Below are 12,743 nucleotides of genomic sequence, written 5' to 3'. Positions count from 1 at the left end.
AGTAATCAGTGTTTGGTTTTTTTAGATCTTGACTTGGCTCCAATTTTCGCCTGATTTTATTCTTCTAATTTGCATTTCGCTTACGCCAAATTGTTTTGCGATCATTTTTAATCTTGTTGTTTGTTCGGGTTTTGCTAATATTTTTTTTATAAGTATCACTTTTGTGACCGTAAGTTTTTTGCCGTTTGAGTTTAAGTTATGCTCAATTAAATTTAGTTTCGCTTGAATTACAAAGGGACTTTTTCTTGTATGCTCAGCCAATTCGTCTTTAGTTGCCCATTTCAAATTTCTGTGATCGTCATTATCACGTTTTCTGTCTAAATGTAAAATGGAAGTTTGTTCATCGGAAGGTTTAGGGATGAAATATTTTGCTACTAGCTTATAAACAAAAATATGTTTATTTTTAATTTTTCCATCTTTATAAAGTTTGTATCTGAACATTTTGTAACCATCAGTCATTCCGCCTTTTAATTCTCTTCCAAATTTTATATTGTCAACAAAGCTAATAAGCCTTCCTTTGTTTGAAATGGCGTAACGTAATTTTAGTTTATCCTCAATTATTATTTCTTTAAATTCTTCATTTGGATAAAGCCTAATGGGTTTCATTTTTTCAAGTTTCATATGAATAATGTTTTAAAAATTTAACTTGTCTTGGTTTTCAGCGTTGCGTTAAAATTACGGATAACTTACTGAAAATCAATACTAATTTCCAGAAACTGAAAACGGAGTAACGCTAATTATTAATCAAGCTTTCCGTCAAAATGAGTCATCCATTTTCCTTGCACTTTCATTACTTGCTCGATTACGTCGCGAGCGGCTCCCTTTCCACCATTTACGTGTGAAATGTATCTCGAAATCCCTTTAATTTCAGGACTAGCATCCTGTGGACACGTGGGTAAACCTACCAATTTCATTACATGGTAATCTGGGATGTCGTCTCCCATGTACAGAACCTGCTCTGGATTGATATTATACAATTCAACATATTCTTTAAACGTTTCTACTTTGTCAGGAGTGCCTAAATGGATATCTGTGATTCCCAGATTACGCAATCGTACGCGTACGCCTTCATTACTTCCTCCCGAAATAACACAAACATTATAGCCACTTTCTACAGCCGCTTTCATAGCATAACCGTCACGGATATTCATTGTTCTAAGAATTTCTCCTTCAGTGGTTACAAATACCGCGCTGTCTGTAAGAACACCATCAACGTCGAAAATAAAAGTGGTGATGTCGTTCATTATTGTTTTATAACTTTTTGCCATGATCTTGTATAGATTGTGTTATGATTTTATAAATAGTGGATTGATTTTCGTCAGATAAAAATAATTGATGTGCTTCAATTGTCTTTAAATCATTTCGTTTTGCTGGCCCTGTCTGAGCGTCTTTGGGCGAAATGGTCATTATCTTTTGGGCTGTTTCCAGAATCAAAGGTTTTAAAATATCGAAAGGAACTTGATTCTCCTGACAAATTTCATTTCCAATGGTGTATAAATGATTGGTAAAGTTATTTACGAAAACTGCAGCCACGTGCAATGCCTTGCGTTGTTCAGAGTTGATAGCAAATACTTTATCAGAAATCACTTTAGCCACTTTCTCCAACAATCGGAAATCAGTCGAGTTTTCGCTTTCTAAGCAAATGGGAATTATCTTAAAATCCACTGCTTTGTTTTTAGTAAAAGTTTGCAGCGGGTAGAAAACCCCTCTTCTGTTGTTGTCATCTAAAACGTCTAAGCCCACACTACCAGAAGTATGTACCACCAATCGGTTTTTAAAAGCTAGTTGTGCAGCAACAGCACCAATGGCGTCATCTGAGACCGCGATGATGTATAAATCGGCTTCTAATAAATCAGCTAAATCTGTAGCGATGAGATCAGCGTTGACCACGTGTGCAAGTGTGTTTCTATTTCTTGAAAACACTTGGACCAATTCAATTTCATCTCCTGTATTCGTGGAGTTTTGAAAAGCGGCAATTAGATGTTGCGCTACATTTCCGGAGCCTATAATAATAACTTTAACCATTTGGCAAAATTAGCAAAAAAAAGTGAAGCCATTGTACGAAATAATAGCTAGTATCTTTTTTGAGAAAAGGGTAGATGATACCCTTTAAAAACAGCGATTTAATAAGTTTGTAGTTTGATTAGTAATTATTATTGCAATTAATCAGCTTAAAGGTTTCGCGCGATAGCGGTGCTTTGTTGTTGTGGGGATAGAAAAAAGAACACTGTACTAACTTTTTTTTAAAGCTGTGCAGTCAGATATGTTTGAAATAATTAAATTATGTCACTATTTGGATATTCTCTTTAAATTCGCTCAGTTCTATTATAAATAACTCTAATTATAAAAACAACACGTCACTTTTAGTGGGTTTTGCGTGAGGGGTAGAAGCTGGCTACCGCAGTAGCGCGTATGACCCGACAGCTTCCCGAAAAAGGGCGTATCTAGACAAAGTGAATTAGCCCTTTTTTTGGGACGGTGGCACGCCCAGATAATTTGGTATCCTAATTTATTTATTTCAACAAATCAGGATTGCTGAGGATCAATTCTATTTTCTTTATGATTACAGTTATTTGATTCATTTGTGTTTCTATATTTCTAAAAAAGAGACTAATATCTCTGTTAACCCAGCTTTCAGAAATAACTCTTGCACCCAAACTAATTCTTAAAACCGCACTTTCCATATCAGCAGTATACTTTACATTAACGGCTTGTCCTATATGGCATTTCTGGGCAGCAAGCCTTATAATTTCTAGTGAAGAATCTTCAAACTGATCAGATATATCTGAATTTAATAAAGTATAGAGCTTTTTTACATTATCAACTGATAAGACTTCATTGTTTTTAAGGATGAAGAAAGGGAAAATGGTACGGATATTTCTTATTCCAAATTCTTGACTATTATAACTATTCGCTTTTGTTTCATCACGATAAATGGGTTCTAAAAAAGTAGCTTCTTTTATTGAATCGTCAATAAAATTACAGAACATCTCAATACCCATGTTTCTATATAAAACAGGTGTTTTATAGTAGCGATCCATTTCAACTATGGCCGCGTTCCAGCGCATGTAGGAACCATAATTATATCCATCTGATAGATCATTTGAACAGAACCATGAAGTAGGCCAATCCGAATGATTGTAATATTGGGTTAATCCTTCTGGCAACTTATTTTTTGCAGAATGGATTGATTTACTAACACTTTCGGGTAGAAGTAAGGCTCCTGAATAGGGAGGCCCAGTAAAGTATTTGCTTCCTGTTACGGTAACAATATATCCTTTATTTAAATAATTTTGTATGTCTTTAGGATCTAATCTAAGTTGTGAACCGTCCACAATAATCTGCATAGATAAGGCATCGATTGTATTCAGTTTTTGAATTAATACGTCACTAGGCGATTGATATCCTAATTTTGATTGATCCATAGTATGCAGTACTACGTGTCTGCCTGATTCATTGGTTTTAGATATGGCATTATAGACTTCCTCGTCTAATTGACTGGATGATTTTAGCGCACCATTTTCATCTCTGAAAGTAATTTTAATCAAGTCAACATCTCTAAATCCTTCAATTTTATCGCCCTTTTTAATGGGGTAATTTAAGGCGGTTGTGTTTTCAAAATGACATCCTTTTAATGCCGCAGGTATACCACTACCAGTTTCATCAGATGCTACTAAAATATGTGTAATGTCTTTATCAGACATAATTTGAGTTATGGCTGCTATTTGAAGTGAAGAATCGGTTCCTGATGGTGAAAAAATTATTTCACACTCCTCATTTAATTTAAATATTTTTCTGAGGTTGTCTTTTAGTAATTCAGAAAATTCGATGGTCGTGTTTTTAAAACCATTTTTCAAGCTGTTTCGAATTAAAATACTTCTAACTTTATCTGTTTTATCAAATGCAAAATTAGAAACACTTGTTCCGGTTGATGAGGCAAAAGTAAATGCATCGGGTCTTGGAAATGGTCGGCAACCATATTTATTTAACAAATCAATTTCATCAATATTCAATCTAAGGTCACCACCTGACATTAATAAATATTCTGTTGGTTTTGCTAGGTTTTCAATAATTGGTTTCCAGGATTCCTTAAATGTTTTGTTGACAGTATTGATACCATGAAAAGCTTGTAGTTCTTCATATTGCAATACAGAGGCAACATTTAAATCTTTATCTTTTTTAATCAAATCAATTAAAAAATATTCAAGATTTTCTAATTTTTCCTTATCGTCTTTAGGTAATAATTTATAAAATATTCGAGTCACTTCAAGCGCCGCTATATCGCATAAAACAGTATTCTGTTTTTCGTTATCCAAAGCTTTATACCAAAGCTGCCATTCAATACCATATCTTAAATAAACTAAAGCTAAAACGGGTTTGCTCAATAATGACGAACCAATTATAATTGATTTGTTTGGTACGATTTTAAATACATTAGGCTCAGTAGTAGAGGTGATAATATTTATGTTGTTTATCTTTGGTACTGTATTAAATCTTTTTAAAACACGAACCAGATAATTCACATTTTCTTTTTCAAATATACTGGTTCTTTTATATTGATTTTCAATAAGTATATTATTTGTCATAGGTAATATAATTTATAACGTTCATCAGAATGAAGCTCTTTACTAGGAATATTTTCTTGATTATCTAACAATCCAAAGATAGTGTTTGTTCTAATATCAAACTTTGCAAAGAACGGCTTTATATCAATAAGAGTAACTCAATTTAATACATCAACCATTTTTATTTGAATAGAATTGTTTACAATTTCTAAAACTTTATCTGTAAAATGCTTGATCGCAGCCAGTCGCTTAGCTGGTTTGTTGGCAAATGTGACTTTGTGCCATAAAACGTTTTTTTGTTAATTTATAAAAATAGGATTACAAATAGTTCTAATTGTAAAAGTAAGACATCATTTTCACGCGAATTTGCGTGAGGGGTAGAAGCTGGCTACCGCAGTAGCGCGCATGACCCGACAGCTTCCCGAAAAAGGGTATCTCTAGACAAAATGAAATAACACTTTTTTAGGGACGGTGGCAATGCCAAAAGAAAGGCATTGTAACTGATTTAGTCCCCTTAAATTTAGATTAAATTAACAATTGTGCGAATAAAGAACTCAACATTTTTAAGTACTTTTGTGGCACTTTTATAAAACGTAATTCCTTACAAATGGATAAAAAAATATTCTCATTTTTGTTTTCTACACGATTAATGGCACTTCTTTTCCTCTCTTTTGCAATAGCAATGGGTGCAGGGACTTTCATCGAAAGTAAATACAATACAGATACAGCTCGCATTTTAATTTATAATTCTTGGTGGTTTGAAGCCATAATGGTGTTTTTCTTGATTAACTTCATAGGAAATATTAAGCGTTACCAACTACTAAAAAAAGAGAAATGGGCAACTTTATTGCTTCATTTGTCTTTTATTTTTATCCTTTTGGGCGCATTTGTAACCCGATACATCAGTTATGAAGGAATGATGCCTATTCGTGAAGGAGCTGCTGAAAATCAGTTTTACTCAGACAAAACTTTCCTTACCGTTTTTATCGATGGAGAATATAAAGGGGAAATGAAACGTAGGGTTTTTGAAAAGCCATTGTTGCTTTCTCCAGTGACCAATAATAATTTTTCTATCTCTGATAAATTTGCCGATACTTCGTTTAAAGTGGAGTACGAAAATTTTATTATGGGGGCTAAAGAATATATAAAAGTAGATTCGAAAGGAGTTTTATATTTAAAGTTAGTGGAAGCTGGCGATGGCGGACGTGAAGAACACTTTCTAAAAGAAGGAGAAGTTCAAAATATTCATAATGTTTTGTTTTCCTTGAATAAACCAACGGAAGGGGCTATAAATATTACCACTACCGGAGATAGCTATACAATCCAAACACCATTTGAAGGAAATTTCATGAGAATGGCCGATAAATTAGAAGGTGCAGTAACTAAAGATATTGTGCAGCCGTTGATGATGCGTTCGCTTTACAGCATAGGAGAGAAAAGATTTGTTTTTCCTGATCCTGCTGTAAAAGGAGTGATTGCTTATGAGTCAAGCAATGATTTTAAAGCAAAAAATCATACTGATGCTTTAGTATTGAAAGTGAAAGCAGAGGGACAGGAAAAAGAAGTAACTGTTGTGGGTTCTAAAGGTAGAGTAGGAGATTTCCAAACGGTAAAAATTGGGAAGTTAGATTATACTTTTTTCTATGGAAGTAAAGCCTACGTTTTACCTTTCAAGATAAAACTGAATGATTTTATCGCTCAAAAATACCCAGGTACAGAAAAAAGTTACTCTTCTTTTGAAAGTAAAGTGACAGTTCAAGATTCTACAGAGGTATTTGATGCAAGAATTTTTATGAATAATGTTTTAGACTACAAAGGATATCGTTTCTTTCAATCTTCATTTGACCCTGACGAAAAAGGAACAGTACTGTCTGTGAATCATGATTTTTGGGGGACAGCCATTACGTATGCTGGTTATTTCATGTTATTTTTTGCAATGATGTCTATTATGTTTACAAAACACTCTCGCTTTGCTGATTTGAAACGAAAATTAGAAGTGGTTAAAAATAAAAAATCAAAATTAATTACAGTTTTGGTTTTAATGATAAGTATGAGCGGTTTTGCGCAAACTCATAATCACGACCATGATGAAAATGGAGATCATGCAGATCATGCAGAAGGAATGGCGCATACAAAAGTAGCACCTACCGCCAAACAATTGGATTCCTTACTGAATAAGTTTAAAGTAAAAGAGGAGCATGCAGCAAAATTTGGAAGACTTGTTATTCAGGATGCTGGAGGTAGAATGAAACCGATAAACACTTTCTCTTCTGAGTTATTGCGTAAAGTGAGTCATTCAAATTCGTATAAAGGCATGAACCCCGACCAAGTATTTTTATCAATGTCTCAGTACGCACAGTTATGGATTGAAATTCCGATTATCTATCTAAGAACAGGAAACGACAGCATTCGTAAATTGATAGGTGTTGATGTTAAGGATGGAACAGCCCCTTTTATTGCCTTTTTTGATGCAAAAGGAAATTATAAATTAGCACCATACTTGGATGCTGCGTACAAAGCAGCTAATCCTAATCAGTTTGAGAAAGACTTTATTGAAACGGATAAAAAGGTGAATTTAATGGAGTCGGCGTTAAGCGGACGAATATTAAAGATTTTCCCTATTCCGAATGATCCGAATAACAAATGGGTTTCATCATTAGAATTGAATGAAGCTGGATTAAAAGGAATGGATTCTACGTATACCAAAAGTGTTTTGCCGTTGTATTATGGATCACTAAATAACGCATCAATTTCAAATGATTATAAAAATGCAAATGATTTAGTTGAAAGTTTAAATGGTTTTCAAAAGAAGTTTGGAGCCAAAGTAAGGCCTAGCGATGATAAAATCTCTCTGGAAATCACCTACAACAAATACGACTTGTTACAAAAACTGCCTTGGGCATATCTAACTGCAGCTCTATTAATGATGTTGTTTACTATTTTACAGATTTTCAAAGATCGTAAAGTACTGCGTATTTTGGTAAATAGCATGCATGTTATCATTGCAATTTTGTTTGCTTTGCACACAATAACTTTAGGAGCTCGCTGGTACATATCCGGTCATGCGCCATGGAGTAACGCCTATGAAGCGATTGTTTATGTGGCTTGGGCAACCATGTTTTTTGGGTTAGCTTTTGATAGTAAATCCAAATTAACTATTGCATCGTCTGCCTTTGTATCAGCAATTATTTTATCAGCAGCTTATATGAACTGGATTGATCCAGAAATTGCCAATTTACAACCCGTTCTTAATTCCTATTGGTTAATGATTCACGTGGCTGTTATTGTAGCGAGCTACGGACCATTTGCATTAGGTATGATTTTAGGTTTTGTATCGTTATTATTGATCTTTTTTACCAATGAAAAGAACAAAGCTAAAATGGATTTAAACATTCAAGAGATTACCTATATTAATGAGATGGCATTAACTGTTGGTTTGATTATGTTAACTATTGGTAACTTCCTTGGAGGACAATGGGCTAATGAAAGTTGGGGACGTTATTGGGGATGGGATCCAAAAGAAACTTGGGCTTTGATTAGTATTATGGTCTATGCTTTTGTAATTCATGCTCGATTTGTTCCTTCTTTAAGAGGGAAATGGACGTTTAACTTGATGAGCATGTTTGCTTTTGTTTCTATTCTGTTTACTTATTATGGTGTAAACTTTCACCTAGTGGGATTACACTCGTATGCAAGTGGTGAAGCCCATTCTCTAAGTTGGATTTGGTATTCGCTAGGAACAATCACTTTTATAGGAGCGATTACGTATCCAAAATATAAAAAGTATTATAAAAAATAATATTTTGACATAAAGTAAAAAAGGTTCAACTTAACGGTTGGGCCTTTTTTTATGTGTATTAGGTATTAAATGACATTGTTGTCACCCTTATTATATTTTGAATATGTGTAAAAAGTTATAATTTAATCATCGACTACTTGCAGCTTGTCACTTTATCTTGATTGCTGCAGTAGGCTGGTGTCGTTAAAAGGGGTTTTCTGACACATATTTGCTTTGTGTATTGTAGCTCTATAAGTGTGAAAGTAATAACAATCTTATGGATCGACAATTTGTGCTAAAGGAGCACAAGTTGCTAAAGCCTTTTCAAAGGAGTTATTTACCTTTGATGTGACATACACTCTATGGTAGAAGTTAGTTTTTTCGTTCCATAAGAAAGGTTCAATGATGGAAGGGTACTAAGTCGTGTTTGTTAAGACAGCGTCGTTTGTATTGCTATTTTCTTAGTAAATTCCTGGCAGAATCTGCGCGGTGTAACACCTGCAACTTCTTTGAAACTAGTAAAAAATGTATTGTAAGAAGTAAAACCAACTTTTTTTGCCAAACAATCCAATGTGTTTAAATTTAAATAATTCATTTCTATTAAATTAACTGCATCCAAGATTCTAACTGTTTTTCTAAATTCTATAAAACTAAATTTAGAATGGTATTTAAAGATATAAACTAAATGACTTTTAGGAATCTCTAGTTGATGTGCAAATTCACCTAAATTAACTGTTTCTTCCCTAAGTAGATGATTTGTTAAAGAGGCTGTTTCGATATCGCGAATGTAAAGTGTTACTTTATCTCTAATTTTTTTATTAAGTTCCAAATCTTGCCTGTTATGGATGGCTAGATTTTTTTCAAATACCCAAATTTCTTTTAGTACAAATTCAAGAGTTCGTTGTTCTTCTACTTTTTCAATAAAAAAGTTATATCCATATAAAATTTCAGGAGTTACTAAAAGTTTAATATAAAGTGCCCAAGTAATAATTAGACTTACAAACAAATATGGTCTTCCGTAGGAATTTTCATCTAAATAAAAATCTATAATTATTGTAACGAGTACTCTTAAAATCAATAGTAAACAAATAATAAAGAAGAAAAGCGACCAGTTTTTTATTAGTGTGTTCTGCTTTTGGATATGAATAATAGAGGCTTGTTTATTCCAAAGCTTATTTTTTAATAAAACGTAAGATAGAGAAACGTAATATAACCCAATAATTGTAAAAAAAACATGTCCAATTAGCCTAAAATAGACAAAGTAGTGGTTGAATACAAGTGCTAGCACACCTGCCATAATAGGACTAACAAAATGTCTTAGTTCATTAAATTTAAAAGTAGTTGTGTAATAAACTAAATTTTTAAAATACAAGTAAACACAAGGAAAGATAATGCTGAAAAATGAAATAAGATGATACTGGGTATTTGGTACTGGATTAGTTAAAGAAAAATACCCGAAACTGATGGAACGAAGTGAAGAAAATAAAATTAAAATGACCAAATAAATATTTAGGATTCTATTTGATTTAAAATGAGTAGAAATAATTATTAACGTTATAATTCCGAATAATCCGGTGATAAAAAAAAGGATACTAAGTGGAATTATCATAATAAATTATTTATTAATCAAACTTAGGTATTTAGTTTAGTAAAGAAGTATAAAAGATCAATTAAGTGCAGATAAAATCGGCAAGACGCACATTTTATTTTTATTGATAAATATAATCTTACAATATAATATTTTAAAACTTACTAGAACCTTAAAATTAGTTACTAAAACACTTTACTTCCTTATATATTCTTAGAATGCGTGTTAAAACAGGAAGCGATCTATCGACATTTATAAAAAAAACAAATGAAATACTTTTTTTTACTTTTTTGTTCTAGCTTTTATGGGCAGGTTTTGCATCATCAAATGATTTCTTCACAAGGAAAATCAGCTGTTTTACCCAATGGGATACTGGTTAAACAAACAATAGGCCAACAAAGTGTATCTGGAAACTCTAAAGGAGACTATATAATCCAACAAGGATTTCAGCAAAATTACTGGGCTAAAATTTTGGCTAACTCCCCACTAAAAAGTGATGTAACCGTTGTGGTGTATCCCAATCCCTTTGTTTCGAATGTGAATTTTGAATTTTCTAAACCTATTAGAAAGGAAATTTCAATAGCTATTTTTGATGTGAGCGGCCGTTTGGTTTTTCAGCAAAATAAAAAGGTAGAGGACAGCCTTTTAACTATTGATTTATCGATATTATCTGGTTCTGTTTACTTAGTGCGATTAAATAACAATGAAGTTAATTATTATATGAAAATCACAAAATCTTTATGAAAATAAAATTACTCTTAATCATCTGCTTTCTTACGTGTCAATGGATGTCTTCGCAGGAACTATTCTTAGTTTCTGGAAAAAATTTAACTTCTTACGATTATAAAAGTGCTAATGGAGCATCAGACTTTAATTTAAAAAGCAAAACTGGTTCTTACTATGAGTTTGGTTACGAACACATTTTTAATAAAAAGGTATCTTATATTGCAAGTATCACCTTAAACCAATTCAATAGTTTCAGCACAAATGAAGTAAAGAGCTATTCTTGGAACACCAATTATCTTGGAATACAAAATGCAGCTGCCTACACGTTATTTAAAACGGAAAATGAAATTGAGTTAAAGCTAAAAGCAGGAGTCAATATTGCCACTATAATTGATGGTAAAGAACAAATTAACGGCGTTATTTATGATGTAAAAACAGAGCCTGAATTTTCAGGGATCTTCTTTCAACCACTAATTGGGCTGGATTTAAGATACGTCATAACGGACTTTGTTACTTTAAGCATGGGCTATAATTTTTCCAAAGCCTTTAAGTTCTCCCACACTACCGATGAGAAACTTTCCTTTACAAATAATCAAGTTCAATTAGGAATTCATTTCCCGCTATAACACTATATTATGAAACAAATCTACTTACTGCTGCTTTTATTAGCCAGCACCATTGGTTATTCGCAAACAAACGGAATTAGCTATCAGGCGTTAATTTTAAATCCAAACCCTCAGAAGATGCCTGGTATTAATGAGGCAAATACGGCACTAGCCAATCAAAAAATTTGTTTGCAGTTTGTCATTCAAGATGAACAAAAACAGGTAGAATATCAAGAAACCCTTAGCACGACCACGGATGAGTTAGGGATGGTTAACGTTATAATAGGCTCTGGAAGTCAAACTGGAGGTTACGCTATTGATTTTAAGAGCGTCAGCTGGAATGCTGCTATAAAAACACTAAACGTGGGTGCGAATATTAGTGGAAGTTGCGGGTCTTTTACCGAAATTAGCGATCAGATATTTAATTCGGTTCCCTTTGCCTTCTCAGCAGAGAATGTAACTGGAATTGTCGCTATTGAAAATGGAGGTACAAATGCTTCGAATGTTATCGATGCGAAAATTAACTTGAATTTAGGTAATGTTGATAATACGAGCGACCTTAATAAACCTGTTAGCACTGCTGCTCAAACAGCGTTAAATTTAAAGGAAAACGTAGCAAATAAATCAACAGCTATAATTACAGATGGGGCTTCTAATACCAAATATCCAAGTGTAAAAGCGATTAAGGATTATGTAGATGATAGTGTATTTGCATCCTATAATACTATTAGTGATGAAGTAGACGCTACCCAAGCAGGAGCTGGATTAGCAAATGACGGAACATACATTAAAAATACTACTGCTAATTACATCGCTGCAGCAACTGACTTAAACGATGCAGATAATATATTAGATCTACAAGCGAAAGCAAATGCAGATGCCATTGCGACTGAGAAGACAAGAGCTACAAGCGCTGAAACTACACTTCAAACTAATATTGATGCTGAAGCTACAGCCGCAAGAGCTGCTGAACTGGTTAATGCCAATGCAATTGGAACAGAAAAAACGAGAGCCACAGGAATTGAAGGAAACATTCAATCAGAACTGGATGTAACTCAAACAGGAGCTGGATTAGCCGCTGACGGAACTTATAGTGCAAATGGCGCTACCAATTATATGAAAACATCTGCCTCTTTGGTTGCTGCTACAGAAGATTTGGATGCGCAAGCGAAAGTAAATTCAGATGCAATTGGAACAGAAAAAACCAGAGCAACAGGAATTGAGGGAAACATTCAATCAGAACTGGATGTAACTCAAACAGGAGCTGGATTAGCCGCTGATGGGACTTATAGTGCAAATGGCGCTACCAATTATATGAAAACATCTGCCTCTTTGGTTGCTGCTACAGAAGATTTGGATGCGCAAGCGAAAGTAAATTCGGATGCAATTGGGACAGAAAAAACGAGAGCCACAGGAATTGAAGGAAACATTCAATCAGAACTGGATGTAACTCAAACAGGAGCTGGATTAGCCGCTGACGG

Annotated in this window: 9 protein-coding genes; 4 read left to right on the top strand and 5 right to left on the bottom strand. The window is 33.6% G+C overall.

Annotated features, from left to right (window positions below; translation table 11 throughout):
• Window positions 1–21: 21 nt before the first annotated feature.
• The 4 genes from AC4PRO_RS10815 to AC4PRO_RS10800 form a co-directional block, all read right to left on the bottom strand.
• Complete coding sequence (locus AC4PRO_RS10815) at window positions 22–621, bottom strand: hypothetical protein (RefSeq protein ID WP_245744873.1); 600 nt, start codon at window positions 619–621, stop codon at window positions 22–24.
• 119 nt (window positions 622–740) lie between these two features.
• On the bottom strand, window positions 741–1,268 hold the full coding sequence (locus AC4PRO_RS10810; protein WP_074722115.1) for a KdsC family phosphatase: 528 nt from the start codon (window positions 1,266–1,268) through the stop codon (window positions 741–743).
• Complete coding sequence (locus AC4PRO_RS10805; RefSeq protein ID WP_492117348.1) at window positions 1,252–2,025, bottom strand: Rossmann-like and DUF2520 domain-containing protein; 774 nt, start codon at window positions 2,023–2,025, stop codon at window positions 1,252–1,254. Before AC4PRO_RS10805 ends, AC4PRO_RS10810 begins: the two co-directional genes overlap by 17 nt.
• Before the next feature lie 488 nt (window positions 2,026–2,513).
• Window positions 2,514–4,586: a hypothetical protein gene (locus tag AC4PRO_RS10800; RefSeq protein ID WP_492117347.1), complete on the bottom strand. Its 2,073-nt coding sequence runs from the start codon at window positions 4,584–4,586 to the stop codon at window positions 2,514–2,516.
• Window positions 4,587–5,172: 586 nt separating this feature from the next.
• Between AC4PRO_RS10800 and AC4PRO_RS10795 the strand changes: the two genes are divergently transcribed.
• Complete coding sequence (locus tag AC4PRO_RS10795; protein ID WP_492117346.1) at window positions 5,173–8,364, top strand: cytochrome c biogenesis protein; 3,192 nt, start codon at window positions 5,173–5,175, stop codon at window positions 8,362–8,364.
• Between the two features lie 409 nt (window positions 8,365–8,773).
• Here the strand turns inward: AC4PRO_RS10795 and AC4PRO_RS10790 are convergent, their stop codons facing one another.
• Window positions 8,774–9,844 (bottom strand): helix-turn-helix domain-containing protein, encoded by a 1,071-nt coding sequence (locus AC4PRO_RS10790; RefSeq protein WP_492117345.1) that lies wholly within the window; start codon window positions 9,842–9,844, stop codon window positions 8,774–8,776.
• Between the two features lie 354 nt (window positions 9,845–10,198).
• On the opposite strand from AC4PRO_RS10790, the gene AC4PRO_RS10785 reads away from it, so the two are divergent.
• The 3 genes from AC4PRO_RS10785 to AC4PRO_RS10775 form a co-directional block, all read left to right on the top strand.
• Window positions 10,199–10,675, top strand: a complete 477-nt coding sequence (locus AC4PRO_RS10785) for a T9SS type A sorting domain-containing protein (RefSeq protein WP_492117344.1) — start codon at window positions 10,199–10,201, stop codon at window positions 10,673–10,675.
• Window positions 10,672–11,283 (top strand): outer membrane beta-barrel protein, encoded by a 612-nt coding sequence (locus AC4PRO_RS10780; protein WP_492117343.1) that lies wholly within the window; start codon window positions 10,672–10,674, stop codon window positions 11,281–11,283. Before AC4PRO_RS10785 ends, AC4PRO_RS10780 begins: the two co-directional genes overlap by 4 nt.
• A 9-nt stretch (window positions 11,284–11,292) precedes the next feature.
• Window positions 11,293–12,743 (top strand): hypothetical protein (locus tag AC4PRO_RS10775; protein WP_492117342.1); only part of this gene is annotated, 1,451 nt, incomplete at its 3' end.

The organism is Flavobacterium sp. DW-iso2, assembly GCF_058725285.1.
This window is presented reverse-complemented; position numbering and strand designations above follow the sequence as displayed.

Bases quoted from the DNA above. Each gene is read 5' to 3' on its own strand.
- AC4PRO_RS10815 (WP_245744873.1), bottom strand. From the start codon at position 621: ATGAAACTTGAAAAAATGAAACCCATTAGGCTTTATCCAAATGAAGAA.
- AC4PRO_RS10810 (WP_074722115.1), bottom strand. From the start codon at position 1,268: ATGGCAAAAAGTTATAAAACAATAATGAACGACATCACCACTTTTATT.
- AC4PRO_RS10805 (WP_492117348.1), bottom strand. From the start codon at position 2,025: ATGGTTAAAGTTATTATTATAGGCTCCGGAAATGTAGCGCAACATCTA.
- AC4PRO_RS10800 (WP_492117347.1), bottom strand. From the start codon at position 4,586: ATGACAAATAATATACTTATTGAAAATCAATATAAAAGAACCAGTATA.
- AC4PRO_RS10795 (WP_492117346.1), top strand. From the start codon at position 5,173: ATGGATAAAAAAATATTCTCATTTTTGTTTTCTACACGATTAATGGCA.
- AC4PRO_RS10785 (WP_492117344.1), top strand. From the start codon at position 10,199: ATGAAATACTTTTTTTTACTTTTTTGTTCTAGCTTTTATGGGCAGGTT.
- AC4PRO_RS10780 (WP_492117343.1), top strand. From the start codon at position 10,672: ATGAAAATAAAATTACTCTTAATCATCTGCTTTCTTACGTGTCAATGG.